Consider the following 25,357-nt stretch of genomic DNA (forward strand, 5'->3'; position numbering starts at 1 on the left):
AAGTGCCTCACCCGATCGGGACCGGGACGACTACCATTGAAGGACACCACTTTAGGGAGCGTATGACCACGAATAACGGGGGACCGGCGACGCCGGAACCAGAGATCGGCCCAGCCGAAATTCAGGCAGTGATTGACCGGATCCTGGCTAAAGACGAGGCCGCGTCCGCGAAGGGCGCAGGCAACCGTTTCGTCGGTGTCTCATCCGGGCACGACGACGAACGGTCGTCCTACGACGGCGACCAGCAGGACCTGGACGAACGGCGTGCACTGCGACGCGTCGCAGGGCTTTCCACCGAACTCGAAGACGTCACTGAGGTCGAATACCGGCAGCTCCGCCTCGAACGCGTCGTCCTGGCAGGGCTCTGGAGTGAAGGCACCGCCGAAGATGCTGAAAACTCGCTGCGGGAACTGTCGGCGCTGGCAGCCACCGCCGGTTCAGAGGTGCTCGACGGCATCGTCCAGCGCCGGCTCAAGCCAGACCCCGGCACCTTCCTCGGCTCGGGCAAGGCCCAGGAGCTCAAGGACATCGTGGTATCCACCGGAGCCGACACCGTCATCGTGGATAGCGAACTCTCTCCCTCCCAACGCCGCGGACTGGAAGACATCGTCAAGGTCAAGGTCATTGACCGGACGGCCCTGATCCTCGACATTTTTGCCCAGCACGCGAAATCGCGGGAGGGCAAAGCCCAGGTCGAGCTGGCACAGCTCGAATACCTACTCCCCAGGCTGCGCGGTTGGGGTGACTCCATGTCCCGCCAGGCAGGCGGCCAGGTCGGCGGCGCCGGCGCCGGGATGGGTTCCCGTGGGCCCGGCGAAACGAAGATCGAGCTTGACCGGCGGAAGATTCGCACCCGGATGGCGAAGCTGCGCCGGGAGATCAGCGGGATGAAACCAGCCCGCGAAACAAAACGCGCCAACCGCCGTCGTAATGAGATCCCCTCGGTCGCAATCGCCGGCTACACCAACGCTGGCAAATCCTCCTTGCTGAACCGCCTCACCGACGCTGGCGTCCTGGTGGAGAACGCGCTGTTCGCCACCCTGGATCCCACGGTGCGTAAGGCCGAAACCGCCGATGGGTTGGGCTACACGCTCGCCGATACGGTCGGGTTCGTCAGGTCGCTGCCCACCCAGCTGGTTGAGGCATTCCGGTCGACGCTCGAAGAGATTGCCGACTCGGACCTGATTCTCCATGTGGTGGATGTGTCCCACCCCGATCCGGAGGGGCAGATCGCCGCGGTCCGGGAAGTGCTCTCTGAGGTCGATGCCCGCAAGGTCCCCGAAATCATTGTTCTGAACAAGGCCGATGCCGCGGATCCCTTCGTGATCGAACGCCTGCGTCAACGCGAGCCCCGGCACGTGGTGGTCTCAGCCCGCACGGGCGAGGGTATCGCCGAGCTCCTCGAAGCCGTCAGCGCTGCCATCCCGCGACCCAGCGTCAAGCTGACGCTGCTGGTGCCATACGAACGCGGCGACGTCGTCAGCAGGTTGCACCAGTCCGACGCCGAGATCCTGAACCTTGAGCACGTTGAATCGGGCACCCGGCTCGATGTCATGGTCCGTGCGGGTCTTGCCGCCGATCTGGAGGAATTCCGCCAGCATGCCTGACAGCGGTACCGCGGGGCCGCTGGAACTTCTTGACGCCGCAGTTGAAGCCATGGGCGGCGAGAACCGGGTGGGCCAGCATGAGATGACGCAACGGGTCGCCGAGGCGCTGACCACCGGGGACCACCTGCTGGTGCAGGCTGGCACGGGCACCGGTAAATCGCTGGCCTACCTCATCCCCTTGATCTCCCACGCCCTGACCCACGACAAACCGGCCATCGTATCCACCGCAACGTTGGCGTTGCAGGCCCAGATTGTCGGTCGCGACGTGCCCCGGCTGCTGAAGGCCCTCAAAGGCAAGCTACCCCGCCCCGTCGACGTGGTGCTGCTCAAAGGCCGCGGCAATTACGTCTGCAAGCACAAAACGGGCGGAGGCTTCCCCGAAGAGGGGGCACCCGACGCGCTCTTCAGCCTCGGCGAGGACACCGCCGCACCGCATCCCTCCGCCGGCCCGGCCACCCCGCTGGGCCGCGAGGTTGTCAGGCTCCGGGAGTGGGCCGAAACCACCGACACGGGTGACCGGGACGAGCTGACCCCCGGGGTGAGCGAGCAGGCGTGGCGGCAGGTGTCCGTGACCAGCATGGAATGTCTTGGCGCCCAAAAGTGCCCGGTCGCGGCGGAATGCTTCAGCGAACGGGCCAGGGCCAGGGCGGGCGACGCGGATATCGTCATCACCAACCATGCAATGCTCGCGATCAGTGCCTTCGAGGGGCTGGCGGTACTCCCCGAGTACGACGTCGTCGTCATCGACGAAGCCCACGAACTGCATGACCGGGTCACCGGAGCGGTGTCCGGACAATTATCGGCGGGGATGATTTCCGCTGCGGCCTCGGCGGCCCGCCGTCATCTGTCAATCGCCACCGAGGGCCTCGACTCCGCAAACCGCTTTTTCGAGTCAACAGTCACCGGGATCCCCACGGGATTAATGGCTGCCGGACTCACCGAGGAGCAGGAAACGGCGATCACCCAGGTCCGCGAAGCCTGCCGGGCCGTCCTGTCGGACGCCAAAGGAGACGGACCGACCCCGGCAGACGGTGGCCGGCAGATGGCGAAGTCCCACGTCCTCGCCGTCTTCGAACTCTGCGAGCGGCTTCTGACGGCGACACCGGCCGGTGAGGTGCTCTGGGCCTCACGGCCAAGCACCTTCTCACCGGGCACCGGGTATTCACAGCCCGACGACGACGCACCCGCGACCATCAACATCGCGCCACTGTCCGTGGCCGGGAAGCTGCGGGAAGGCCTGTTCGCCGATCACACAGTGGTCCTGACCTCGGCAACGCTCGCCATCGGGGCCGAATTCGGTCCAGTCGCCGGTTCGCTCGGTCTCGCGGGCGCCTCGGCGCCGTCATGGACCGGCGTCGACGTCGGCAGCCCCTTCGACTACCCGAAGCAGGGCGTCCTGTATGTCGCGAAGGACCTTCCAAAGCCGGAGCGGGGCACCTCGCCTGAGCAGCTCGACGAACTGGAGGTCTTGCTGAAAGCATCGCGGGGTGGGGCGCTGGGACTTTTTTCCTCCCGCCGCGCGGCCGAAGACGCAGCCGAAGCACTGCGCCCTCGGGTCGACTTCGAAATCCTGTGCCAGGGCGAATCGTCAATGTCGGCGCTGGTCAAACAATTCTCGGATGAGCCGGACACGTGCCTCTTCGGCACCATGTCACTCTGGCAGGGCGTCGATGTGCCAGGCCGGTCGTGCCGGCTGGTCACCATCGACCGCATTCCCTTCCCGCGCCCTGACGACCCACTCATGACAGCGCGGACGAGAGCCGTTGCGAAAGCCGGTGGAAACGGTTTCATGAGTGTTTCGGCAACCCACGCGGCCGTCCGCCTCGCTCAGGGCGCCGGACGCCTCATCCGCGCAGCCGAAGACAAGGGGGTGGTGGCGATCCTCGATTCCAGGCTCGCCAACGCACGCTACGGATCATTCCTGCGTGCCGCGCTGCCTCCTTTTTGGTCCACCACCGATCGCACGACGGCGGTCGGCGTCCTGGAGCGGCTGGCAGGAAAACCCACGCCCGGGGGTTAGAGGGCGCGCATCACCGAGACGACCTTGCCCATAATCGTGGCGAGGTCTCCCAGGATCGGCTCGTACTGGGTGTTCTGGGGGAGCAGCCAGGTGTGACCGTCGCGCTGACGGAAAGTCTTCACAGTCGCCTCGTCGTCGAGGAGCGCGGCCACGATGTCACCGTTCTGTGCTTCCTGCTGGCGCCGGACCACTACCCAGTCACCGTCGCAAATGGCGGCGTCGATCATCGAATCGCCATAGACCCGCAACATGAAGAGATCGCCGTGTCCCACCAACTGGCGGGGTAGCGGCATGACATCTTCCACTACCTGGTCGGCCAGCACCGGGCCGCCGGCAGCGATCCGCCCCACCATCGGAACCATGGCTGCGTCGACCGCGCCGCCGACGTCCGGTGTCGTGCCCTGGCCCGATCCTTCTTCGCCGCTGTGCTGATCATGGTCGAGGGTCAGCGGAAGCAGGATCTCCATGGCGCGGGGGCGCTTCGGATCGCGCCTGAGATAGCCCATCCGCTCCAGCTGCGACAACTGATGGGTGACGCTCGAGAGACTGGCGAGCCCAACCGTGTCTCCGATCTCGCGCATGGAGGGCGGATACCCGTTGGTGCCGATGGCCCGCTGAATGGTCTCGAGGATTTTCTTCTGGCGGGGCGTCATGCCCTTGGGCACCTGGCGGCCACGCGGGCGGCCACGGGCTGGCAGGGCGGCCGGGGCAAGGTCAGCCGGGGCGAGGTCGGAGGCCGGTTCATCCAGTGGTGCGTCGGACTCTTTCACGGTCGCTGTCCCTTCGATAAGAATCCATGTACCCCGGCAGATCCCTGGATTCCACGGGCCGAGCTTATTTTGTCAGTGGCGGATGATGTGCTGGTTTCTGCTGGATCCCGAACCTTCATCCTTGCCCTAACGGTAAGGGAGTCAGGACACGTTTTCAAACATTTGTTCGATCGTGTCTCGACAAAGTTCGTCAATCAGTGCTAAAAATAAACAAGCAGTAATTCGAAGATAAGTTCGAACAAAACAGGAATCGCCGGTTTTAGCTCGAACACCGCCTTCAACCTTCAGGGTTGGTCCCGGGTTAATACCCCAGGACCGAATGGACTGATTCGAGAGTACAGAGAGGTGTATCCATGTCTGTCATCACCACACACCAGAATTTCCCTACCACCGAAAGCGACGCGACCACGAGCGGCGCCACCAAGCTGCGGCTGACCCGCAGGGGCCGGCTCCTGTTGGTCGGATTGCCGATCGTGCTACTCGCGTCGGCCGTTCTGATGTTGTCAGGATTTTTCAACTCGCCTGCCAAGGCATCAGCTGAAGGCGGAGAGGTGACCGAGACCGTGAGTGTCAGCGTCGCAGCCGGCGAAACCATCTGGCAGCTGGCAACCGAGTTCGCTCCGGACCGCGATCCGCGCATCGTCGTCTCCGAGATCGTTGAACTGAACAGCTTGGGCACCTCAGTGCTGCAGGCAGGGCAGCAACTGGATGTCCCCACCAACCGGTAACGCCTCGACAGCCACTACTGCACCCCCAGAACCCTCCAACCCGGTCGGCCAGTATCGGCCACCGGGTGCGGAGCTTCTGCGAACGCGGTGAAGATCCTGATGAAGGGTGAAGGCCCGCCGATTCTGCACCTGCAGCACTCCATGCTTAACCTTGACAGGTGAGCGAACAGTTTGAGCGGTTGAGCCGGTTGCCCCTGCGCGAGGATCTGCGGGGCAAGCACCCCTACGGTGCGCCCCAGTTGGATGTCCCCATCCTCCTGAACGTCAATGAGAATACCCATGGAGTGCCGGACGATGTCCGGCAGGCAATCGTTGATGCGGTGAGCCGGGAGGTCGGGGGGCTGAACCGTTACCCCGACCGTGAGTTCACCGAGCTCCGGACCAATCTTGCACGCTACCTCGGCCACGGACTGACGCCCGAAAACCTGTGGGCCGCCAACGGATCCAACGAGGTACTGCAGCACCTGCTGCAGGCCTTCGGCGGCCCGGGTCGATCAGCCATCGGCTTCCCCCCGACCTACTCCATGTATCCGTTGCTGGCCAGCAGCACCGGCACCCGCTATATCGCAGGGCAGGGTAACGACAGGTTCGAGCTCAGCGCCGCCGACGCGGCCCGCGAAGTGCGCGAATCCGGCGCGAACCTCGTCTTTCTGTGCTCGCCGAACAACCCGACCGGCTCAGCGCTGGGCCTGGATGTGGTGGAAGCGGTTTATGAGGCGGGCAGCGACGCGCAGGCAATCGTGATCGTCGATGAGGCCTATGCCGAGTTCGCCCACGCAGGCACCGTCAGCGCCCTCAGCCTGCTGGCGGGCCGGGAACGTCTTGTGGTGTCCCGCACCATGAGCAAGGCTTTCGCGATGGCCGGGACGAGGCTCGGTTACCTGGCGGCGGCCCCCGAGGTTGCTGACGCGCTGCGCCTGGTCCGGTTGCCGTACCACCTTTCGGCCATCACCCAGGCGGCAGCGAACGCGGCCCTGACCCACTCTGACCGATTGCTTGCCAACGTGGAAAACATCAAGGTGCAACGCGATCGGATAGTGACCAGTCTCCAGCACCTCGGGTTGACCCCGGTGCCCTCGGACGCCAACTTCGTTCTCTTCGGCGGACTGGACGACCCGCACCGCATCTGGCAGGGCCTGCTCGACGGGGGAGTGCTGATTCGCGACGTCGGTATTCCCGGTCACCTCCGGGTCACCGCAGGCACCGAGACGGAAACCACAGTGTTCCTCGACACCCTCGGTGCCCTGCTGGAGGGGACCGTCTCCTAGACTGGTGATAGACCCTTTCCAAGCGGCGCCCGGTGCTGTCCCTACCGTCACCCATCCGCTACGTACCAATCGAAGGATAGCCATGAGCGTGGAAACCACTGTCGGACGCACTGCGAGCCGGGAACGGACCACCAGCGAGTCGTCGGTGTTTGTCGAGCTCGATCTTGACGGCACCGGACGCGCGGAGATCAGCACCTCGGTGCCGTTCTACGACCACATGCTGACTGCGCTGGCCAAGCACTCACTGATCGACCTCACGGTCCGAGCCACCGGTGACACGCACATCGATGCCCACCACACCGTCGAGGATGTCGCCATCACCATCGGCGAGGTGCTCCGGGAGGCCCTGGGGACGAAGGCCGGGATCCGCAGGTTCGGCGAAGCGACGGTGCCCCTGGATGAGGCGCTGGCCAACGCCGTCGTCGACATCTCCGGCCGGCCATACCTGGTGCACACGGGTGAGCCCGCAGGCCAGGAATACCACCTGATCGGAGGGCACTTCACCGGCTCGCTGACCCGGCACGTCTTCGAGGCGATCACCCTGCATGCCCAGATCTGTCTGCACATGACGGTGTTGGGTGGACGGGATCCACACCACATTGTCGAAGCCCAGTTCAAGGCGTTCGCCCGGGCGCTGCGCGCTGCAGTGGAACCGGACCCACGCGTGGAGGGCATCCCGTCCACCAAGGGGGCACTATGAGTGCGCCACGCGTAACGGTTCTGGACTACGGTTCGGGGAACATCCGTTCAGCGGTCCGTGCCCTGGAACACGTCGGCGCTGAAGTGACGTTGAGCGCCAAACCCGACGACGTCCTGAACGCCGACGGGTTGGTGGTGCCCGGCGTCGGAGCCTTCGCGACCGTGATGAAGGGTCTGAAGGATGTCGATGCACTGCGCATGATCGGCCGGCGGGTGGCGGGCGGCAGGCCAGTGCTTGGCATCTGCGTGGGCCTGCAGATCCTCTTCGAGGAGGGCGTCGAGCACGGCGTCCGGACCGCGGGCATGGGCGAGTGGCCAGGCACCGTTGAACGGTTGCAGGCTGACGTCGTCCCGCACATGGGCTGGAACACGGTGAAGGCAGCCGAGGGGTCGCAGCTGTTCGAAGGCATCGAGGACGAGCGGTTCTACTTTGTGCACTCCTACGGAGTGCAGCAGTGGAAGTTCGAGGTCACCCAGCCAGCAATGAAGCCCCCAATGGTGACCTGGGCGGACCACGGCGGTCAGTTCATTGCCGCCGTGGAAAACGGTCCCCTCAGCGCCACCCAGTTCCACCCCGAAAAGTCCGGTGACGCCGGGGCCCGTCTGCTCTCCAACTGGACAGCCGGGCTGCGGTAGTCATGTGGAGCATAGTGTTGATGGGGCTCGCGGGCCTGTTGATCGGTGGGGCTATCTCCTTCCGGCGGCAGGAACTACCCAAGGCCCTGATCATCAGCTTCTGGGTCCTGGCGGGAATGGCGCTCCTCGCTGCCTACCTCCTGACCCTGACCGACATCTGATTCCAGACCTCCGACAGCTACGAAAGAGTCACAACACCCGATGAGCCCCTTTACTGAATCCCCCATTCTCGAACTGCTTCCTGCTGTCGACGTCGTCGACGGGCAGGCTGTCCGCCTGGTCCAGGGCGAGGCCGGCAGCGAAACAGGTTACGGTGACGCCCTCGAGGCGGCCCTCGCCTGGCAGCAGGACGGCGCCGAATGGGTGCACCTGGTGGACCTTGACGCAGCCTTCGGCCGGGGCTCAAACCGCGAACTGCTCGGACGCGTGATTAACGAACTCGACATCAAGGTGGAGCTGTCCGGGGGAATCCGCGATGACGCCTCCCTCGACGCAGCCCTGGAACTCGGCGCGCACCGGGTGAACCTCGGCACCGCAGCCCTGGAAAACCCGGAGTGGACGGCTGCGGTCATCGCCCGCTACGGCGACAAGATCGCCGTCGGCCTGGACGTCCGGGGCACCACCCTGGCAGCCCGCGGCTGGACCGAAGAAGGCGGCGACCTGTGGGAAGTCCTGCAGCGCCTCGAAGACGCGGGCTGCTCCCGGTACGTGGTCACAGACGTCACCAAGGACGGCACGCTCCGCGGCCCCAACCTCGAACTACTCCAGCAGGTGCTTGAGCGGACCTCGCAGCCCGTGGTCGCATCGGGTGGAATCTCAAGCCTCGAGGACCTCGCGGCGCTGCGCCAGCTGGTGCCACACGGACTGGAAGGTGCAATCGTGGGCAAGGCGCTGTACGCCGGCGCCTTCACGCTGCCCCAGGCGCTCGACATCGCCGGGCACCCGGCATCCCGGATGTGAGCGAGCGGCAACTCCCCGCACATATCGCCGCTGCCCTGGCGGCCAACACCGCCGATTCCGCGGGGCAGGCCTGGGAAGGCCGTGACCTGAGCGGCGAGGGTAACCCGCTGCACAACTTCGACGACGACGACGGCGCCGCACCGCCCGCCTACACCGAGGCAATCGACCGGCTGCTGGCCGGGACCAGCGACGAAACGGGAGTGCTCGCCGCCCTCGCCGGGGTGAGACTTTTCGTACCCGTGGTAGCCCAGCTCGCCGGGGAAACCGCGCCCGACGACCCTCACTCGCACGCCGACCACGGCCACGGCGGGGGAGCACCGGAGGGCGACAAGGAGGCCGACATGGCCCTGGTCACGCTCAAAGCACCCGATGGCCGCACGGCGCTGCCGGTCTTCAGCTCTGTTGCTGCACTGGCCGCGTGGCATCCGGAAGCCAGGCCCGTGGCCGTTTACGCGCCGCGTGCGGCGCTGTCGGCGGTCGCCGACGGAGCGCAGCTACTGGTCATCGATCCGGGCGCACACTTCACCTTCGTTGTGCGTCGCCCCGCCATGTGGGCGCTGGCCCAGCAGCACCAGTGGCGGCCGGCCTACAGCGACCCAAGCATCGCCGACCTGGTCGCCCAGCTCACCGGTAAGGAGCCAGCGATCCTGCGGGTAGCGCTGGGTCCCGGAAGCGGGGTTCCGGCCCGCGCGGCAGACGGTACACTGGCATCCGGCGGCGGACCGGGCCCCGAAGTGCGGCTCCAGATCACGCTGCGAGACGGGCTGGCTGGGGAAGCGGTCCAGACGGTGGTCCAGGAACTGCAGGACCGGCTGCGGGCCAATACAGAATTTGTGGAACGGGTCGACTCCCTTGAGGTGGTACTGACCCGCTGAGGACGTGCGGGCGGACCCGCAGAAGAGTGAACCAGTGAATTTTGCCCTCTACCGGGAGCTGCTCCGTATTGTCCCGGTGCGGCGTCTGCTCATCGTCGGAATGATCGCCAGATTCCCGCACTCCGCGGCCGGGGTCCTGCTGACCCTTCATGTGGTGCAGACCCTCGACCGTGGGTACGCGGAAGCCGGCGCTGTCGCGGCTCTTCTGACGATTGGCATCGCCGTCGGCGCACCCTGGCGGGGCCGTCGGGTCGACAGCGCGAGGCTGCGCAAGGCACTGATTCCGTCCGTGATCGCCGAAGCGGTGATCTGGTCTGTGGCACCCCAGCTGTCCTACGAGTGGCTGCTCGTCGCCGCTCTGATCGGTGGGTTGTTCACCCTGCCCGCCTTCTCGGTGGTTCGCCAGTCCCTGGGCGTGATGGTGTCCGGGGAGAAGCGACGGACCGCGTTCACCCTTGACGCGATCAGCACCGAGATGATCTTTATGGTGGGACCGGCGCTGGGCGTTGTCCTGGCCACCCAGGTCTCGACGGTCTTTGGCCTCACCCTGGTGGGGCTGGCCACCGCCGGTGCCGGTCTCTTCCTGATGTGGTTCAACCCACCGACCCGGAGCGAGCAGCTGGGAGCTGTTTCCCGGCCCCCGACCGAAGCCGAGGACGAGCCGCCGCCGTCGGTGCACTGGTCGCATCGGCGCCAGCGCACGTCACCGAAGCGTCGGCCGAACTGTACCCGGGAGGACGCGCAGCACACGGTCGTCAAGGGGCGAAGGGACGTCAGCGGGTCAAAGAGCGGCTGGCGGGCAGCTTCGTCTGGCTGACGGTGGCGGTGGCGGTGGTCCTGGTGGTGGCTGCCGGGGCAGGACTGGTGCTGGCCGGTACCGAGGTGGGGATCGTCGCCGCGCTCGAGGAGTCGGGCCGGGAGGGTGAACTCGGGCTGGTCTTCGCCGCCTGGTGTGCCGCATCGGTGGTGGGCGGCCTGATCTATGGTGCACTGCACCGGCCGGTGTCCCCGCTCGTGCTCCTCCTGCTCATGGGGCTGTTCACCATCCCCATGGGTTTCGCCGAAAACACCCTGGCACTGTGCCTGCTCTCGATCCTGCCGGGACTATTGTGCGCACCGGTCCTGTCGGCGGCGTCCGAACGGGTGGCCGACCTAGTGGTCGAGGAACGGCGTGGCGAGGCGATGGGATGGTATGGCTCGGCACTCACCTCGGGGGTGGCGCTGGGTGCACCACTGGCCGGCATCACCATCGACACGGTGGGCCCGTCCGCGGCCTTCACCGCCGTGGGGTCGGTCGCGGTACTGATCTGCCTGCTGGGCCTAGGCGCCCAGCAGGCACGACGACGGCGGGCTAGTTGACCGCGCCGGTGAATTTTTCGCCGGGGCCCTGACCTGGCGCGTCCTGAATGACCGACGCTTCGCGGAAGGCCAGCTGCAGTGAGCGGAGCCCGTCGCGCAGCGGCCCGGCGTGCTGGCCCCCGATCTCGGGGGCAGCGGCAGTGACAAACCCGGCCAGTGCCGTGATGATCTTGCGGGCCTCGTCAAGATCCTTGAGTTCCTCGGCGTCGTCGCCTTCTGCCAGGCCGCATTTCACGGCTGCGGCGCTCATCAGGTGCAGCGCGGAGGTCATGATCAGCTCCACGGCACTGACCTCGGCGATGTCGCGGCGAACCTGGCGACCGTCGTCGGCGGTTTGGTCCAGGGGGTCCTGGAGTGATGGCTGGTCCGGGGGGCCAGCGGAACCGCCGTCGTCGCCGGGTGCCTGGAAGATGTTGCGTTCGCTGTCTGGATTACTGGCCGGAGTACTCATGCTGGTAAGCTTGTCACAGACCGACTGGAGGTCACTATTTCATGCACCCACACGAGGCATGAAAAAGATCACTTCCAGTTTGCAAGCGGAGTTTCCTCCCACCCGCGATTGCCAGGTGTTTCGTTGCGAAACATGGTGGCAGCCGGGTAACAGGTCGGTACGTACGATCGTCAAGACATTTCTTGACAGTACGCTTCCACTCGCAGTGGAAGTAACCGATCATCGAGGCCTCTGATTGCACGTGCAGTCGGGGGCCTTCTTCTATTGCAGGTGGTATTACTTCAAAGATTTCAGGAGCAACACATTAGCGAGCCAAGAATCAATGATCGTATCCGCGTCCCAGAGGTGCGGTTGGTAGGACCTGCGGGCGAACAGGTAGGCATCGTCCGTATTGAGGATGCTCTCCGTCTTGCCTCCGAGTCAGACCTGGATCTTGTTGAGGTTGCACCGCAGGCCAAGCCTCCGGTTGCCAAGCTCATGGATTTTGGCAAGTACAAGTATGAGGCCGCGGTCAAGGCTCGTGAGGCGCGCAAGAACCAGACGAACACCGTTCTCAAGGAGATCCGGTTCCGCCTGAAGATTGACACTCATGATTACGAGACCAAGCGCGGACATGCAATGCGCTTCCTGGGCGCAGGCGACAAGGTCAAGGCCATGATTCAGTTCCGTGGACGCGAGCAGCAGCGACCCGAAATGGGTATTCGCCTGCTGCAGAAGTTCGCTGAGGACGTTGCCGAGGTGGGAATCGTTGAATCGACCCCCCGCATCGACGGTCGCAACATGGTCATGGTCATTGGTCCGGTCAAGAACAAGGCTGAGGCAAAGGCTGAAGCGCGACGCGCTACCCAGCGCGCCGATGCCAAGGCTGCGAATGAGGCGGTGAAGGCTGGTACCGAGAAGGTGGATACCACCCCGGACAAGGCGCCCATGACGCAGAGCCTCGCGGACCTGCTGCCCGACGGCTACTCAACCACCGCTTCCCAGGAGGCGGCCGAAGAAGCCGCAGCACAGGAAGTGATTGCGGCCGAAGTTGCAGCCAAGGAGGCCGCGGCGCAGGAAATCGTCGACCGCGAGAAGGCTATCCAGGACAAGGCGGATCAGGAAGTCGCAGCAGCCGAGGCAGCCAAGGCAGCGAAAGCTGCCGAGAAAGCCGCTGCTGAAGCACCGAAGGCTCCAGCCAAGGCGGCCGGTGCGAAGGCAGCTGAGAAACCAGCAGCTGCTCCCAAGCCCGCTGCAGCGCCGAAGCCAACCGCGGCTCCCAAGCCGATGGCCATGCCCAAGCCAGCAACACCCAAACCTGCCAGCAAGGCAGCTCCCCGGAGCACGCCGAGCCGGCCTAAGCCCGGAACCTCCGACTAGGGATTACGTCCCCCGGAGCCGCCAGGCGCCCGAATAAACCCGCAGGCACCCCCGCGGGTGCCGTACGACCCGCCTGCAACAGCTGGTGGAAACCAAAGGAGATCGGTTCTCATGCCGAAGATGAAGACCCACAGTGGTGTCAAGAAGCGTTTCAAGCTGACCGGAAGCGGCAAGCTCAAGCGCCAGCAGCTAACCGCCGCCACTACCTGGAGCACAAGCCCTCCACGCTGACTCGCCGTCTCGGTAGCGACAAGATCGTCTCGAAGGCCGACACCAAGGTCATCAAAAAGATGCTCGGCATCTAACTCACCCAAACCACTTAACCGGGCTTGCGCCAGTCTCCTGCACACTGCAGGACAGCGCTGAACATCATCACCCGGTAGATCTACTGAAGGAGTACGCACGTGGCACGTGTGAAGCGGGCGGTAAACGCCCACAAGAAGCGTCGGGTAATTCTCGAGCGGGCGAAGGGCTACCGTGGGCAGCGTTCACGCCTGTACCGCAAGGCCAAAGAGCAGCTGCTGCACTCATTTGTGTACAGCTACGGTGACCGTCGCAAGCGCAAGGGTGACTTCCGTCGCCTCTGGATCCAGCGCATTAACGCTGCGTCCCGCGCCAACGGCCTGACCTACAACCGTCTGATCCAGGGCCTGAAGGCCGCCGAGATCCAGGTTGACCGCCGTATGCTGGCCGAGCTTGCAGTATCTGACGCCAACGCGTTCTCCGCACTGGTACAGATTGCCAAGGATTCGCTGCCTGCGGACACCTCAGCACCAGCCGGCGCCCAGGCGTCAGCCACCAAGGCACCAGCCAAGGCAAACGCCTAAGCTTTCGTCTTACCCTTCTCGGTTCGGTCTCACCCGGATTACGGGGAAGACCCAAAATACTGAGAACATCAGTACATGACTAACACCGGACGCCCAGCGGCACCGCCCATGACCAACCCCCGAGCTGATCGGGTCAAGGAAGTGGCTCGGCTCGCTGGGCGTCCGGCCCGTTTAAGGCAGGGCCGGTTTCTCGCCGAGGGGCCTCAATCCGTTCGGGAAGCATTGGCATTGCATTCGGCGCGCCACGCTGCGGGCGAGCCGGAGGTCATCGAGGAACTGTTCATCACCGAGGAATGCCTGGACCGGCACGCCGAGCTTGGACTGTTCGAAGGACAGCCAGCCCCACGGCTGGTGACTGAGGAAGTGCTGGCCGCAATGTCTTCGACGGTGACGCCGCAGGGTGTCATCGCGGTGTGTTCGTTTGTCGATGTCCCGCTCGAAGCGATGCTCGCCAGGGAGCCCCGGCTAGTTGCCGTGATGGTGGAAGTGCGCGATCCCGGCAACGCGGGAACCATCCTGCGGGCAGCCGATTCCGCTGGCGCCGACGCGGTGGTGTTGACGTCGTCGAGCGTTGACCTCTACAACCCGAAGGCTGTCCGGTCAACTGTCGGGTCACTGTTTCACTTGCCGGTGGTCCTGGGCGCCGACCTTGACCTGGTGCTCACCTCGCTGCGGGAGCGCGGGATCACCGTGCTGGCAGCCGACGGATACGGCGACGTCGACCTCGACACCCTGCAGGAAGGCAGTGCACGACGGCGGCTGGCACCCTCAGCCGAGAACGCTGGGGACGGGAGCAGTGCAGCTCGACTGGAAGCCCCGACGGCCTGGCTCTTCGGTAACGAAGCGCAGGGGCTGCCCGACGTCGTTTTGAAGGGCGCGGACCACCGGGTGGCAGTGCCCATCTATGGTCGGGCGGAAAGCCTCAACGTGGGGACCGCCGCAACCGTCTGCCTTTACGCCTCCGCGAGGGCGCAGCGCCTCAGCTGAGGCCCTGGCCGACCGCCGAATGTTCAGTCGGCCGGGGCGTCCTGGTTCCCCGGTCCATCCGCCCGCTGACCAAGGCCACAGCAAGCCCGATGACGGCCAACACCGCACCGACCAGTGCCGGAGCCGTGTACCCCCAGCCAGCGGCGATCACCGCGCCGCCCAGGAACGCGCCCAGGGCGTTGGCAATATTGAGTGCTGCATGGTTCAGGGACGAGGCGAGGGACGGCGCGTCAGGGGAGACGTCGAGCAGGCGGACCTGAAGCGACGGAATCAGCATGGCGCCAATCGCACCGACCAGGAAGACGAACAGCAGGGCGGTTGGCGCCCACTGAACGGCGAAGGAGAACGCCACCAGCGCGGCGGCGATCACGCCCATCACCCAGTAGATGGTGCCCATCACGGAAATGTCGGCCAGGCGGCCGCCAATAATGTTCCCGGTCACCATGCCCAGACCATAGAGGGCAACGACGAACGGCAAGGTCGCTTCGGGGAGGCCCGTGACCTCGGTCATGGTCGGGGAGATGTAGGAGTAGACAGCGAAGAAACCACCGAAGCCAACTGTGCCGATCAGCAGCGTCATCCACACCTGGCCACGTTGCAAGGCGCCCAGCTCCCGGCGGATACTCGCATTCTGCAGGACCTGCTGGTGAGGGACGCTGCGGGAAATCATCCAGATAGTGACCACCCCAATGACACCCACCAGAAGGAACATGGTCCGCCACCCGAACATCTGACCCAACCAGGTGGCGAACGGTACTCCGATGACGTTGGCGATACTGAGCCCCAGCATCACCATGGCCACGGCGTGCGCCCGGCGCGTGGGCGCCGAGAGGGACGCGGCAATGACAGCCGCGATGCCGAAGTACGCGCCGTGGGGGAGACCCGACATGAAACGGGAAAACAACAGCCAGCCGTAGTCGGCGGCGAAATAGGACGACAGGTTCCCGACGGTGAAGAGAACCATCAGCCCCAGCGCCATCCCTTTGCGGGGCAACCGGGCGCCGAGGGCAGCGAGCAGGGGAGCGCCGATGACGACGCCGATCGCGTAGGCCGAGATGACATGCCCACCCTCGGGAATGGAGATATCAAGGTCGCCCACCATCTCCTGCAGGAGACCCATGATGGCGAACTCGGTGGTGCCGATACCGAAGCCGCCCATGGCGAGGGCGATGATGGCGAAGTTCAGCTGCCGTGGGGTGAGGGTGCGTCGGGCGTCAGACATGGAACTCGTTTCGGCATCAGATGGTGTTGGTGGCGTTGCTCTGTAGAGCGCAACGCATCGACGCCGTTGTCTATTTCAACTGTAGCCGGGCCGGTACCGCCAGCTACACTCGGTTCGTGCCAGTTGACCAGTTACCCCGCCAGATTGTCGGCGCAGCGATCGTCGATTCCTTGACTCACCCCACCCGGCTGCTTGCCGCCCGTCGTACGGCGCCCGAGCAGTTCGCCGGCATGTGGGAATTCCCCGGGGGGAAGGTCGAGGCGGGGGAAACGGACACAGCCGCACTGCATCGGGAGCTCCTGGAGGAGCTTGGGGTCGAAGTTGAGCTCGGCGCTGAGATTGTCGGGCCGGTACCCGGTGGCTGGGCGCTGAACGAACGCGCCGTCATGCGGGTCTGGCTAGCCGAGGTCACCACCGGTGAACCCCGGCCGCTGGAAGACCATGATGTTCTCTCCTGGGTTCCCCTTGCCGGTTCCACTGAGTTGGCCGACCTCGCCTGGATCCCTGCCGACCGCCCCATCGTTGACGCGGTGCTGACGAAGACCTGCCATGCCGGAGCGGCTCAACAGTAGACCGGGGAGCTCTCGCTCCGCTTCTAGAACAGTGCTGGCTTTAGAACAGTGCCGGTTCTAGAACAGTGTCGGCTCCGCATCCGTAGCGTGTGCAGGGCGCACGGTAGCCGTAGCAGCCGTTTCGCTGACTCCGGGAGGTCCTGGCTGAAGCTCTCGAAAGAACTGCGCCCCGGAGGTGAACCCGTGATTAGCCCGGTGCTGCCGAATCCGCCCCGACAGCCAGGTGCGGTACTCCTTGGATGCATAGCTCCCGCCGCGATACAGGCGCCGGTACCGGCCCACCAGCGCCGGGTGATTCTCCGCCAGCCATTCCAGGTACCACTCCCGGGCCCCGGGCCGTAGATGAAGGGCGCCCGCCGAGACTCCAGTGGCACCGGCAGCGGCCAGGGCGCCAAACAATGCATCGAGTGACTCGTCATCGTCGGTCAGCCACGGCAGGATCGGCATTGCCAGAACCCCGCAGGGCAATCCAGCGTCGCGCAGGCGGCTGATCAGCTCGAGCCGTGCCTTGGGGCTGGGTGTACCGGGTTGCACCGCATGGGCTAGTGCGGGGTCGATAATGGCGAGCGAGATTCCCATCCCAATCTGCACCGCTGAAGATGCTTTCTTCAGGAGCGGGATATCCCGTGCCAGGAGGGTGCCCTTCGTGAGGATGGAGAACGGTGTCCCCGAATCGGCGAGAGCGGTGATGATGTCGGGCATCAGCCGGTAGCGGCCCTCGGCCCGCTGGTACGGATCGGTGTTGGTGCCCATCGCGACATGTTCCCGCTGCCAGGACCGGCGGGACAGTTCGCGGCGCACCACTTCACCCACATTGGTCTTGACCACCAGTTGGGAGTCGAAGTCCAACCCAGTGTCGAGGTTCAGGTAGCTGTGGGTCTTTCGGGCGAAACAGTAGACGCAGGCGTGGGAGCAACCGCGGTAGGGGTTGATGGTCCAGTGGAACGGCATGCTGGAATTGCCGGGTACCCGGTTCAGCGCCGACTTGGCGAGCACCTCGTGGAACGTGATGCCCGCAAATTCTGGCGTCCTGACAGTCCGGACCAGGCCGCTCAGGGGCAGCAGCGGCTCCTGAGGAGCCGGCGTCGTCGTCGTCGTACTCTGACCAGCCCATCGCATGAATATATTAGAACATACGTTCTACTGTGGTTGGGGGAGGACTGCTTGTAAGCTGTGAACTCAGGAAGGTGGTGCGTGCCATGGGCCAGGTGATCGAGGTCAAGGGCCTCCGGAAATCGTTTGGTCGCCGGGATGTCCTGCACGGCATCGATTTTGGGGTGGAACGCGGCGAAGTCTTCGGCGTTATCGGGCCCAACGGTGCAGGAAAAACCACCACCATGCGGTGCCTGCTCGACATCATCAGGCCGAGCGCCGGGAGTATCAGGATTCTGGGTGAGAATCCGGGCGCTGCGGGACCTAAACTGCGGCGCAAAATCGGTTACCTGCCGGGTGAGCTATTCCTTGAGCAACGGATCACCGGACGCCGGCTGCTGGCGCACTATGCGGCCATCAGCGGTGCGGTGCGGCCGGGGCGAGCGGACGAGCTGGCGGAACGCTTCAACCTGGACCTGGACCGCCATACCCGCAAACTGTCCAAAGGCAACAAACAGAAGCTGGGGCTGGTGCAGGCTTTCATGCATGACCCCGAAGTGCTGATTCTGGATGAACCAACCAGTGGCCTCGACCCGCTCATGCAGCAGGAGTTCCGGGCACTCCTGCGCGAAGCCCAGCAGCGGGGGCAGACCATCTTCCTGAGTTCACATGTCCTGAGCGAAGTCCAGCAGGCCGCGGACAGGGTCGCCATCCTGCGCGACGGCGACATCGTCCAGGTCTCAAGCGTCTCAGCCCTCCGGGAGGGTGCCCACCGCCAGATCCGGATCGCGGTGACCGGTGTCCCCGGGCCCGAGCTGGAGCTGCTGCTCCGGGACGTACCGGGGTTGCACACCATCGAAGTTCAGACGGCCGGCGAGCTCACCGAAATCTCAGCCACCCACGAGGGCGCCATCCGGCCGTTGATCCGTGCCCTGGCACCGCTCCAACTCGCCGATCTGGTCATTGAAGAACCCGATCTCGAGGAATCAGTGCTCACCCTGTATGGCAACGGGGGGAACGATGGCACCGGCGGGACGGGCGCTGCCAGTGCTGCCGGTGCCTCCGGTCGCCGCGGTGACGTGGCCGGCCCCCGTGGATTCAGCGAGCGGAGCCGGTCATGAGTCATTCGGCACCGCCAGCCACCCGGGACGGCCGGACCGACCCAGCCAGGATCCTGCCGTTGTTCAGGCGCGCGCTGCTTGATCACTGGCGATCCACCCTGGCCTGGGCCGTGGGCCTCGCAGCTGCCATCCTGGTGTACCTGCCGCTGTTTCCTTCCCTCGGGAACAGCGACGAGATGCAGGACATGATCAACGCGCTACCTCCGGAGATGACCAGGGCACTGAACTATGATCAGATCGCCTCGGGTCCCGGGTACACGCAGGCCACCATCTTTGGGCTGATCGGCTTCCTGCTCCTGACCATCGCGTCGGTGTCCTGGGGTGCGTCGGCGGTGGCCGGTGATGAGGAGTCCGGCCAGTTGGAACTGACGCTGGCGCACGCGGTCACCAGACCCCAAGTGGTGTTGGAGCGGACCCTGGCGATTGCGGTGCGCACTGTCGCGCTCGCGGCTGTCGTCTTCATCCTCGTGCTGCTCCTCAACGAGCCCGCTGAGCTGGGGATTCAGACTCAGGACCTCTTTGGTGCGACGGTCCTGTTCGGGGGACTCGCGCTCCTCAGTGGGATGGCCGCCCTGTTTGTCGGGGCGGTGAGTGGCAGGAGGCTTTATGGCCTTGCGGCCGGTGCCGGGGTCGCAGTGCTGAGCTACGTATCCAACGCCGTCGGACGCCAAAGCCCCGATCTTCAGTGGTTGCTGAACCTCTCGCCCTACCACTGGGCGTATGGGAACTCACCGGTGGCCAATGGGGCGGACTGGGGTGCTGCCGCCTGGCTATGGGGCATCTCGGCAGCGCTCGCCGGACTCAGCGCGGTCGCCTTGCAACGACGGGATGTCGGGATCTAGGAGGGAAGGGGTCGGTTCAGCCAGTGAGATCGCGGTGCCGGATGAGGGACGCGGCGAGGACTGCACCCCCAACCGCTACGAGGCCCAGCACCACAATCGGGACGGGATCGAAAGCTTCAACCGGCATGGCCGGGGAATGATGAAACGGGCTCACTGCTTGCAGCCACTCCGGCAGGCCCTGCAACTCGCCAAACTGGCCGGGCACCAGCCCGCCCGTCAAAAGGCCCCACCCGTCGCAGTTCCCACTTGCCGTAGTTGCCACCTGCCGTAGTTCCCGCTCGTCGCGGGTTTCCCCCTTAGGCTTGAGCAACGTCTGCCAGCCATCCGAAAGGACCTCATGCCCCTCGACGTCGAGAGCCTGCGTTCACACTTCCCGTCCCTGGCCTCCGGGATCGCCCATTTCGATGGTCCGGGCGGAACCCAGACACCGCGCGTCGTGGGGCAGGCGATCGCTGATACGCTCACCGGTCCGCTGTCCATTCGGGGGAGCTCAGTCGCGTCGGAGCGCAACGCTGATACGGCGGTCCTCAGCTTCAGGTCGGCGATGGCGGATTTCCTCAACGCGGACCCGTCCGGGATTGTCTACGGCCGCAGCGCCACCCAACTCACCTACGACTTCGCCAAGCACCTCAGCACCGGCTGGGGGCCAGACGACGAGGTGGTCGTGACCCGTCTGGACCACGACTGCAACGTCCGGCCGTGGGTTCAGGCCGCCGAGCGGCGGGGCGCCACCATCCGCTGGGTCAGCTTCGACACTGAGACCTCAGAATTGCGCCTGGACGAACTGCGGGAGGCGCTGAGCCCCCGCACCCGGCTCGTCGCCGTCACAGCAGCATCGAACCTGCTCGGGACCATGCCCGACATCCGGGCTATTGCCGGGATGGTGCACGACGCCGGTGCCCTCCTGTTCGTCGACGGTGTCCACTACGCCGCCCACGCTGCCGTGGATGTGCGGGCGCTGGGCGCCGACTTCTTCGTCTGCTCGCCCTACAAGTTCCTGGGCCCCCATTGCGGTGTGCTCGCCGCAGCGCCAGCCCTGCTGGAGACGCTGTTTCCCGAGAAGCTGCTGCCCTCCACCAACGCGGTCCCTGAACGCTTTGAACTTGGCACCCTGCCGTACGAGATCATGGCTGGCACTACGGCGGCAATCGACTTCACTGCGACCCTGGGCGACGGCGGGTCCCGCCGGGAACAGCTCACCGCGGCCCACGCCGACATCGAACGGCATGAGGCGTCACTCCTGGCGCTTCTTGAGGCGGCAATAGCCCAGCTGCCGGCCGTGACAGTCCACTCCCGGGCCGCCGTCCGGACCTCGACGCTGCTGCTCACCTTCGACGGCCACGACGCTGCCGCGGCCAGCCGGTTTCTCGCCGAACGTGACATCCTGGTGCCCGCCAGCAACTTTTATGCGATTGAAGCGGTCGGCGTGCTGGGGCTGGGAGCGGCGGGCGGGCTCCGGGTGGGTCTGGCGCCCTACACCAACCTCGACGACGTGCAACGGCTGATCGAGGGGCTGACCGCGTTCCTCGCCTGACCAGGGCACCGGTGCCCGGCCCAGAAGAGTGGCGCACCCGAGGACGCGGTGTTGGGCAACCACTACTGTGCGCCTACGCCACTCGGGTGGGGCGTCGCCTAGGCTTGACCCATGATTCTCCTCACTGGATTCGAGCCGTTCGGCGGCGAAACAGTCAACCCGTCCTGGCAGGCGGCGCAGCAGGCCGCCGAGGACCTGCGTGCTGACGGGGTCGATGCACTTGCGGTCGAGCTGCCCTGCACCTTTGGTGAAAGCATCGCCATCCTGCGTGCTGCGGTGTCCCTGCACCGCCCCAGACTGGTGTTCTGCGTGGGTCAGGCCGGCGGGCGAACGAGGATCTCGCTGGAACGCGTCGCGATCAACATCGACGACGCCCGCATCCCCGACAATGAAGGCAACCAACCCATCGATGCCCCGATTCGGGTCGGCGGACCGGCGGCGTATTTCTCGACCCTGCCGATCAAGCAGGCGTTGCAGGACTTGATCGAGGCTGGCATTGCCGCTGAAATTTCCCAGACCGCCGGCACCTATGTGTGCAATCACGTCTTTTACGGGCTCATGGACCAGCTGGCCACCACGACCGACCGCAAGGGTGACGGCCCTCGGGGTGGTTTCATCCACGTTCCCTATTCCGTGGAACAGGCAGCAGTTCACGGGGTTCCCGGAATGCCCGTTGCCGAGATGGCAACCGCGCTTCGCCTCATCGCGTTGACGAGCCAGCAGACGACGTCGGACCTGCGCCTGGCCGCCGGGGCGGAACACTAGGTACCGCTCACCCGATCGGGTCGGCGGGTGAGATCAGGGCGGAAGGGAAGCCCACCACACTCTCGGCCCGACGGTGGCGCGCAGCACCTTAAGGAAGGCTCGGCCCGTCAGCTCCTCCTGTCCGTCAAGGGAGCCAGAGATGGTAGTGATGCCAGGGGAGACCGACTTGGCTTGTCCCGAGGTCGCGATGATCGCAGTACCGGTGTCGGAGGACTTCCAGATGATTGGGCCCTCGACTGGTCGGGTGCTGCCATCGTGGAGCTGGGCCACTGCGACGAATTCGACTGTCCCGCCCAGAAGCACTGTTTCAGCTCCGGGCTCGATGATCAGACCGACAATCCGTTCCTCGGCCGGGCTTCCCCACACCAGCCTGGGCGCCAACGCGGCCATCGCGATCAGCGCCACGGCGCAGGCTACGGCGGCGGTGACGGCGAGAACCACGTGCCGCCGATACACTCGCATACCGTCCTGCAGTGCCCGGTCGACAAAAGCCGGATGGGATTGGGCCCGGTCGCTTGCTTCAGCCGCGAGGCGGTCGCGGAGCTGACTGTTCATGGCGTTTCCCGCTGGGCATCTGCCTTGGCATTGCCGGTTCGCAGATCGGCACGCACGCGGTCCACCGACCGGTTGGTGATCACAGCAATCTGGGTGGGCGAAAGTCCGGCGAAGTCGCGGAGGACCACAGCCGTGCGTTCCGGTCCATCAAGCGCTGTCAGCAACGAACCACCCGCCGAGGGTGCCCTGATCCGCCCGGCGTTGTGCAGGTGCAGATCGACGAGGTCGACCAACTGGCAAATCACGAACGTTCGAATGTCGGGAGTCACCGGCCCCTTCCATACCGCGGCCGCCTTCGCCCAAGCCGCTTCAAGTAGCCGCAGGGCTATCACCGGGTCATCACAGAGCAACTGAGCGCAGAGTTCAAGATCCCCTCGCTGACGGTCGAATTCGTCCCGCAGTGCTTCCTCCCGGGAGGAGACTGCTGTGGCCATTCTGTAGCCGGAGGGGAGTCCGAACTCCACCTCCTTCACGGCGGGGAGAATCACCTCGGTCACAAGCAGTGCCGTGCCCACGGTGATCAAGCCGAATCCATAGAGGCCCACGCCGAAGATGGCGAGGCTGGCCAGCCCCTCATCGGAAAGGTCGGGTGGCAAAAGAATTCCCGCCACTACCAGGGTGACGCTTAAGCACCCCAGGACCAGTTGTTTGGGAGTCAGCAACGACCGTCGCGGACCCTTGGGAATTTCACACACGATTCACCTGATTCAGCCCGAACTCGGGTCTCTGAATAGCACGCCGAGCGTTACTGGTGCGTTATTCCAGCCGCGTTACTCCAGCGTCGCGATCCGCCAGCGGACCGTAACGCTACAGACGACGTCGGCCTCGCCTGGTTCGACGGGCATAGCTGATTGCTCAGCCAACATCACTTCGCGCATCAGGGGACGCGGAGAGTGTCCCGCCACCTCGGATACTTCCTCCACTGTGCCGAGGACGCATCCCGCCAGTTCGGCCCAGCGGCGGGCCCGGGCGAGTGCATCCTGCCAGGCGGCCTCCTGTGCCTGGGCAGCCCTGGCCTCCGGATCGGAGAAGCCGAACGACAGAGAGCTGATCCGGGCATCGTCGCCGCCAGCCTGCACCACAGCCTCAAGTACGGCTGACGCTGACGATAGGTCACCGATCGACAGGTTGAGATCCTGTGACGCGACATACCCGGTGACCCGCTGCTCCTGGTTCTCGCCCCACAGGATTTCCGCGCGCAGCCCGATCTGGTGGGTGGCCCGTTGAAGTGACTGAAGCCGGAGGGAGTCCAGGGCATCGAACACCCTGACAGCAGCGTCGGCGGCCCCGAGATACGCCTGCGGGGCCGTCGGACGGCGTACCTCCACCCCGACGCCGAGGTGCAGGCGGTCGGGCACAGCGGCGACCGAGCCGGTACCGGTGACCGTGATGGTTGGAACGTCGGTACCCAACGTCACGGTGCTCCCCTTTTCCCGAATACGGCGGAAAGTGTCGTGGCAAGCGGCCGCACTGGTCGCTGAACATACCCACCATCGGCCAATCCCGCGCGCCGCTCAAAAAGGTTCAGGGATGCAGGATCGCCGGTACGCAGGAGGGAAAAAGCCGCCGCCGCGAAGTAAAGCGGCAGGAAGGGCAACCCCAGACAGATGGCGTACTGGGTGCTGTGCCGGGCTTCGTGGGCAAGGAGCGCCGGGCGGGGTGCCCCCTCCAAGGCGGACCCGCGGAACAGGATGACGTTTCCCACGGTGAAGGCACGCGCGACCGGCAGGGTGCCGGTGTAGCCGAAAGCGAGGAGGAGCCCCTCGGGGCCAGGGCGGAGGTCGCACCGTTTCGTTTTCGCCAGCATCAGCCCCGCCGCGGTGGACAGGTTCAGCCAGTTGAGCAGCCATCGCATTCTGTGGGCCGGGACCATGGGAATCATCCTAGTACGGGAGTCACAGGTGCCCATTGGGGACTCAGCACCGGTGTTAGCTAGACTTGCACCGTCTGCCAACGGTCACCGGATCCGCGGTGAAACACCAGTTGCCCACCACCACTGAAGGTATGAACATCTCGATGTCTGACTCCACACCGCCGGGCGGACCCGCGCACGCAACGTCCGCCGTCGTCGACGTTCCTTCCCCGCTTGATGCCGAGGCGATTCGCGCGACCGTTGATCGCGCGCTCGACGACATTGCAGCCGCGGCCGATCTTGACGAGCTTAAGCAGGTGCGAATCGCCCATACCGGCGACAAATCGCCACTCAGCCTCGCGAACCGGGGCATCGGTGCCCTCGCCAAGGACGAGAAGGCTGCGGCCGGCAAGAACATCGGGCCGGCGCGCGGCAGAATCAACGCTGCGCTCGCCGCCCGGACGGCTGAACTGGAAGCCGAACGTGATGCCCGCATCCTCGTTGAGGAGGCGGTGGATGTGACGGCCGCACCGCGACGTCGGCGTGCGGGTGCACGCCACCCGCTGTCCACCCTGCAGGAACGCGTCAGCGACATCTTCGTGGGCATGGGCTGGGAAATCGCCGAAGGACCCGAGCTGGAGTCGGAGTGGTTCAACTTCGACGCGTTGAACTTCAAACCAGACCACCCGGCCCGTGACATGCAGGACACCTTCTTCGTGGAGCCTCCCGAGGCGCACCTGCTGCTGCGCACCCACACCTCACCCGTCCAGGTGCGGTCCATGCTGGAACGTCCGCTGCCGCTGTACGTGCTGTGCCCCGGCAAAGTGTTCCGCACCGATGAGCTCGACGCCACCCACACGCCCGTGTTCCACCAGTTCGAAGGCCTGGCCATCGACCGGAACCTCAGCATGGCCGACCTGCGCGGCACCCTGGAGCACTTCGCCCGGCTGATGTTCGGCGACGACGCCCAGATCCGGTTGCGCCCGAACTTCTTCCCGTTCACCGAGCCATCAGCCGAACTCGACATCTGGCACCCCGGCGCCAAGGGTGGGCCGCAGTGGATCGAGTGGGGTGGCTGCGGCATGGTCCACCCCAATGTGCTGCGCGCTGCGGGCATCGACCCCGAGGAATTCTCTGGGTTCGCCTTCGGCATGGGCATTGAACGCACCCTGATGTTCCGCAACGAGGTAGGCGACATGCGGGACATGATTGAGGGCGATGTACGGTTCAGCGAGCACTTCGGGATGGAGATCTAA

The 25,357-nt window shown here is 65.2% G+C and carries 27 protein-coding genes and 2 pseudogenes; 20 read left to right on the top strand and 9 right to left on the bottom strand.

The genetic code is table 11. The annotated features are described in order from the left end of the window. Window positions 1-62 precede the first annotated feature (62 nt). Window positions 63-1,607, top strand: a complete 1,545-nt coding sequence (hflX, locus tag DDA93_RS10935) for a GTPase HflX (RefSeq protein WP_019483432.1) — start codon at window positions 63-65, stop codon at window positions 1,605-1,607. Then, entirely contained in the window at window positions 1,600-3,627 is a 2,028-nt protein-coding gene (locus DDA93_RS10940) for an ATP-dependent DNA helicase (protein WP_116778795.1), read from the top strand. Before hflX ends, DDA93_RS10940 begins: the two co-directional genes overlap by 8 nt. Here DDA93_RS10940 and lexA read toward each other — a convergent pair. Further along, window positions 3,624-4,280, bottom strand: a complete 657-nt coding sequence (gene lexA / locus DDA93_RS10945) for a transcriptional repressor LexA (protein ID WP_116778827.1) — start codon at window positions 4,278-4,280, stop codon at window positions 3,624-3,626. The genes DDA93_RS10940 and lexA overlap by 4 nt on opposite strands. Window positions 4,281-4,750: 470 nt before the next feature. Between lexA and DDA93_RS10950 the strand changes: the two genes are divergently transcribed. From DDA93_RS10950 to DDA93_RS10980, 8 genes and pseudogenes are all read left to right on the top strand, one after another. Then, on the top strand, window positions 4,751-5,125 hold the full coding sequence (locus tag DDA93_RS10950) for a LysM peptidoglycan-binding domain-containing protein (RefSeq protein WP_116778796.1): 375 nt from the start codon (window positions 4,751-4,753) through the stop codon (window positions 5,123-5,125). 158 nt (window positions 5,126-5,283) lie between these two features. Further along, the gene (locus tag DDA93_RS10955) at window positions 5,284-6,393 is read left to right on the top strand and encodes a histidinol-phosphate transaminase (RefSeq protein WP_116778797.1); all 1,110 of its coding nucleotides are present in this window, start codon (window positions 5,284-5,286) and stop codon (window positions 6,391-6,393) included. A gap of 82 nt (window positions 6,394-6,475) precedes the next feature. Beyond that, a complete protein-coding gene (gene hisB / locus DDA93_RS10960; protein WP_116778798.1) occupies window positions 6,476-7,093 on the top strand; it encodes an imidazoleglycerol-phosphate dehydratase HisB in 618 nt (205 codons plus the stop codon). Then, window positions 7,090-7,728, top strand: coding sequence for an imidazole glycerol phosphate synthase subunit HisH (gene hisH / locus DDA93_RS10965; RefSeq protein WP_019483425.1), 639 nt, complete (start codon window positions 7,090-7,092; stop codon window positions 7,726-7,728). The genes hisB and hisH overlap by 4 nt, the downstream gene beginning before the upstream one ends. Before the next feature lie 20 nt (window positions 7,729-7,748). Then, window positions 7,749-7,889 carry a hypothetical protein gene (locus tag DDA93_RS16345; RefSeq protein WP_019483424.1) on the top strand — a complete coding sequence of 47 codons (141 nt, stop codon included), beginning with the start codon at window positions 7,749-7,751 and terminating at the stop codon, window positions 7,887-7,889. A gap of 40 nt (window positions 7,890-7,929) precedes the next feature. Continuing rightward, window positions 7,930-8,688, top strand: a complete 759-nt coding sequence (gene priA, locus DDA93_RS10970; RefSeq protein ID WP_116778799.1) for a bifunctional 1-(5-phosphoribosyl)-5-((5-phosphoribosylamino)methylideneamino)imidazole-4-carboxamide isomerase/phosphoribosylanthranilate isomerase PriA — start codon at window positions 7,930-7,932, stop codon at window positions 8,686-8,688. Next, window positions 8,685-9,563 (top strand): SseB family protein, encoded by an 879-nt coding sequence (locus DDA93_RS10975; RefSeq protein ID WP_243400601.1) that lies wholly within the window; start codon window positions 8,685-8,687, stop codon window positions 9,561-9,563. Before priA ends, DDA93_RS10975 begins: the two co-directional genes overlap by 4 nt. A 34-nt stretch (window positions 9,564-9,597) precedes the next feature. Next, window positions 9,598-10,922 (top strand): annotated as a pseudogene (locus DDA93_RS10980) (MFS transporter). On the opposite strand, the gene DDA93_RS10985 reads toward DDA93_RS10980, so the two are convergent. After that, window positions 10,915-11,373: a DUF1844 domain-containing protein gene (locus tag DDA93_RS10985; protein WP_116778801.1), complete on the bottom strand. Its 459-nt coding sequence runs from the start codon at window positions 11,371-11,373 to the stop codon at window positions 10,915-10,917. The pseudogene DDA93_RS10980 and the gene DDA93_RS10985 sit on opposite strands and share 8 nt — an antisense overlap. Before the next feature lie 270 nt (window positions 11,374-11,643). Between DDA93_RS10985 and infC the strand changes: the two genes are divergently transcribed. From infC to DDA93_RS11005, 4 genes and pseudogenes are all read left to right on the top strand, one after another. Further along, entirely contained in the window at window positions 11,644-12,732 is a 1,089-nt protein-coding gene (infC, locus tag DDA93_RS10990) for a translation initiation factor IF-3 (RefSeq protein WP_272942575.1), read from the top strand. A gap of 111 nt (window positions 12,733-12,843) precedes the next feature. Next, window positions 12,844-13,037, top strand: a pseudogene (gene rpmI / locus DDA93_RS10995) (50S ribosomal protein L35). Between the two features lie 99 nt (window positions 13,038-13,136). After that, window positions 13,137-13,559, top strand: coding sequence for a 50S ribosomal protein L20 (gene rplT / locus DDA93_RS11000; protein WP_116778802.1), 423 nt, complete (start codon window positions 13,137-13,139; stop codon window positions 13,557-13,559). Window positions 13,560-13,634: 75 nt separating this feature from the next. Next, entirely contained in the window at window positions 13,635-14,546 is a 912-nt protein-coding gene (locus DDA93_RS11005) for an RNA methyltransferase (protein WP_116778803.1), read from the top strand. On the opposite strand, the gene DDA93_RS11010 is transcribed toward DDA93_RS11005, so the two are convergent. After that, window positions 14,539-15,768 (bottom strand): MFS transporter, encoded by a 1,230-nt coding sequence (locus DDA93_RS11010; RefSeq protein ID WP_019483415.1) that lies wholly within the window; start codon window positions 15,766-15,768, stop codon window positions 14,539-14,541. The two genes, DDA93_RS11005 and DDA93_RS11010, sit on opposite strands and share 8 nt — an antisense overlap. Window positions 15,769-15,884: 116 nt before the next feature. Here DDA93_RS11010 and DDA93_RS11015 point away from each other — a divergent pair, with 116 nt between their 5' ends. Further along, window positions 15,885-16,340, top strand: a complete 456-nt coding sequence (locus DDA93_RS11015; RefSeq protein WP_243400602.1) for a (deoxy)nucleoside triphosphate pyrophosphohydrolase — start codon at window positions 15,885-15,887, stop codon at window positions 16,338-16,340. Between the two features lie 57 nt (window positions 16,341-16,397). Here the strand turns inward: DDA93_RS11015 and DDA93_RS11020 are convergent, their stop codons facing one another. Then, the gene (locus DDA93_RS11020) at window positions 16,398-17,459 is read right to left on the bottom strand and encodes an Rv2578c family radical SAM protein (protein ID WP_207771337.1); all 1,062 of its coding nucleotides are present in this window, start codon (window positions 17,457-17,459) and stop codon (window positions 16,398-16,400) included. A gap of 80 nt (window positions 17,460-17,539) precedes the next feature. Between DDA93_RS11020 and DDA93_RS11025 the strand changes: the two genes are divergently transcribed. Both DDA93_RS11025 and DDA93_RS11030 read left to right on the top strand, forming a co-directional pair. Next, entirely contained in the window at window positions 17,540-18,553 is a 1,014-nt protein-coding gene (locus tag DDA93_RS11025; protein ID WP_116778805.1) for an ABC transporter ATP-binding protein, read from the top strand. Next, complete coding sequence (locus DDA93_RS11030; protein WP_116778806.1) at window positions 18,550-19,395, top strand: ABC transporter permease subunit; 846 nt, start codon at window positions 18,550-18,552, stop codon at window positions 19,393-19,395. The genes DDA93_RS11025 and DDA93_RS11030 overlap by 4 nt, the downstream gene beginning before the upstream one ends. A gap of 16 nt (window positions 19,396-19,411) precedes the next feature. Here DDA93_RS11030 and DDA93_RS16190 read toward each other — a convergent pair whose 3' ends face one another. After that, window positions 19,412-19,705 (bottom strand): hypothetical protein, encoded by a 294-nt coding sequence (locus DDA93_RS16190; protein ID WP_133185496.1) that lies wholly within the window; start codon window positions 19,703-19,705, stop codon window positions 19,412-19,414. 27 nt (window positions 19,706-19,732) lie between these two features. Here DDA93_RS16190 and DDA93_RS11040 point away from each other — a divergent pair, with 27 nt between their 5' ends. Both DDA93_RS11040 and pcp read left to right on the top strand, forming a co-directional pair. Further along, entirely contained in the window at window positions 19,733-20,929 is a 1,197-nt protein-coding gene (locus DDA93_RS11040) for a cysteine desulfurase-like protein (protein WP_116778808.1), read from the top strand. Window positions 20,930-21,040: 111 nt separating this feature from the next. Beyond that, entirely contained in the window at window positions 21,041-21,694 is a 654-nt protein-coding gene (gene pcp, locus DDA93_RS11045; RefSeq protein WP_116778809.1) for a pyroglutamyl-peptidase I, read from the top strand. A gap of 33 nt (window positions 21,695-21,727) precedes the next feature. Here the strand turns inward: pcp and DDA93_RS11050 are convergent, their stop codons facing one another. The 4 genes from DDA93_RS11050 to DDA93_RS11065 all read right to left on the bottom strand — a co-directional run bounded on the left by DDA93_RS11050 (window position 21,728) and on the right by DDA93_RS11065 (window position 24,122). Beyond that, window positions 21,728-22,249, bottom strand: coding sequence for a hypothetical protein (locus tag DDA93_RS11050; protein ID WP_116778810.1), 522 nt, complete (start codon window positions 22,247-22,249; stop codon window positions 21,728-21,730). Next, a complete protein-coding gene (locus DDA93_RS11055; protein ID WP_165802621.1) occupies window positions 22,246-22,845 on the bottom strand; it encodes a sigma-70 family RNA polymerase sigma factor in 600 nt (199 codons plus the stop codon). The genes DDA93_RS11050 and DDA93_RS11055 overlap by 4 nt, the downstream gene beginning before the upstream one ends. A 174-nt stretch (window positions 22,846-23,019) precedes the next feature. Beyond that, window positions 23,020-23,667: an SIMPL domain-containing protein gene (locus tag DDA93_RS11060; protein WP_165802622.1), complete on the bottom strand. Its 648-nt coding sequence runs from the start codon at window positions 23,665-23,667 to the stop codon at window positions 23,020-23,022. Continuing rightward, a complete protein-coding gene (locus DDA93_RS11065; RefSeq protein ID WP_116778813.1) occupies window positions 23,664-24,122 on the bottom strand; it encodes a DUF4157 domain-containing protein in 459 nt (152 codons plus the stop codon). The genes DDA93_RS11060 and DDA93_RS11065 overlap by 4 nt, the downstream gene beginning before the upstream one ends. Window positions 24,123-24,265: 143 nt before the next feature. Between DDA93_RS11065 and pheS the strand changes: the two genes are divergently transcribed. After that, on the top strand, window positions 24,266-25,357 hold the full coding sequence (gene pheS / locus DDA93_RS11070; RefSeq protein WP_116778829.1) for a phenylalanine--tRNA ligase subunit alpha: 1,092 nt from the start codon (window positions 24,266-24,268) through the stop codon (window positions 25,355-25,357).

It is taken from the genome of Arthrobacter sp. Bz4 (assembly GCF_003075455.1).
Lineage (GTDB): Bacteria > Actinomycetota > Actinomycetes > Actinomycetales > Micrococcaceae > Arthrobacter_D.

What these genes read in the sequence shown, in the direction of transcription:
- hflX (WP_019483432.1), top strand. Translation starts at nt 63, where the DNA reads ATGACCACGAATAACGGGGGACCGGCGACGCCGGAACCAGAGATCGGC.
- DDA93_RS10940 (WP_116778795.1), top strand. Translation starts at nt 1,600, where the DNA reads ATGCCTGACAGCGGTACCGCGGGGCCGCTGGAACTTCTTGACGCCGCA.
- lexA (WP_116778827.1), bottom strand. Translation starts at nt 4,280, where the DNA reads ATGACGCCCCGCCAGAAGAAAATCCTCGAGACCATTCAGCGGGCCATC.
- DDA93_RS10950 (WP_116778796.1), top strand. Translation starts at nt 4,751, where the DNA reads ATGTCTGTCATCACCACACACCAGAATTTCCCTACCACCGAAAGCGAC.
- hisB (WP_116778798.1), top strand. Translation starts at nt 6,476, where the DNA reads ATGAGCGTGGAAACCACTGTCGGACGCACTGCGAGCCGGGAACGGACC.
- hisH (WP_019483425.1), top strand. Translation starts at nt 7,090, where the DNA reads ATGAGTGCGCCACGCGTAACGGTTCTGGACTACGGTTCGGGGAACATC.
- DDA93_RS16345 (WP_019483424.1), top strand. Translation starts at nt 7,749, where the DNA reads ATGGGGCTCGCGGGCCTGTTGATCGGTGGGGCTATCTCCTTCCGGCGG.
- priA (WP_116778799.1), top strand. Translation starts at nt 7,930, where the DNA reads ATGAGCCCCTTTACTGAATCCCCCATTCTCGAACTGCTTCCTGCTGTC.
- DDA93_RS10985 (WP_116778801.1), bottom strand. Translation starts at nt 11,373, where the DNA reads ATGAGTACTCCGGCCAGTAATCCAGACAGCGAACGCAACATCTTCCAG.
- DDA93_RS11005 (WP_116778803.1), top strand. Translation starts at nt 13,635, where the DNA reads ATGACTAACACCGGACGCCCAGCGGCACCGCCCATGACCAACCCCCGA.
- DDA93_RS11010 (WP_019483415.1), bottom strand. Translation starts at nt 15,768, where the DNA reads ATGTCTGACGCCCGACGCACCCTCACCCCACGGCAGCTGAACTTCGCC.
- DDA93_RS11020 (WP_207771337.1), bottom strand. Translation starts at nt 17,459, where the DNA reads ATGCGATGGGCTGGTCAGAGTACGACGACGACGACGCCGGCTCCTCAG.
- DDA93_RS11025 (WP_116778805.1), top strand. Translation starts at nt 17,540, where the DNA reads ATGGGCCAGGTGATCGAGGTCAAGGGCCTCCGGAAATCGTTTGGTCGC.
- DDA93_RS11030 (WP_116778806.1), top strand. Translation starts at nt 18,550, where the DNA reads ATGAGTCATTCGGCACCGCCAGCCACCCGGGACGGCCGGACCGACCCA.
- DDA93_RS11040 (WP_116778808.1), top strand. Translation starts at nt 19,733, where the DNA reads ATGCCCCTCGACGTCGAGAGCCTGCGTTCACACTTCCCGTCCCTGGCC.
- pcp (WP_116778809.1), top strand. Translation starts at nt 21,041, where the DNA reads ATGATTCTCCTCACTGGATTCGAGCCGTTCGGCGGCGAAACAGTCAAC.
- DDA93_RS11050 (WP_116778810.1), bottom strand. Translation starts at nt 22,249, where the DNA reads ATGAACAGTCAGCTCCGCGACCGCCTCGCGGCTGAAGCAAGCGACCGG.
- DDA93_RS11065 (WP_116778813.1), bottom strand. Translation starts at nt 24,122, where the DNA reads ATGGTCCCGGCCCACAGAATGCGATGGCTGCTCAACTGGCTGAACCTG.
- pheS (WP_116778829.1), top strand. Translation starts at nt 24,266, where the DNA reads ATGTCTGACTCCACACCGCCGGGCGGACCCGCGCACGCAACGTCCGCC.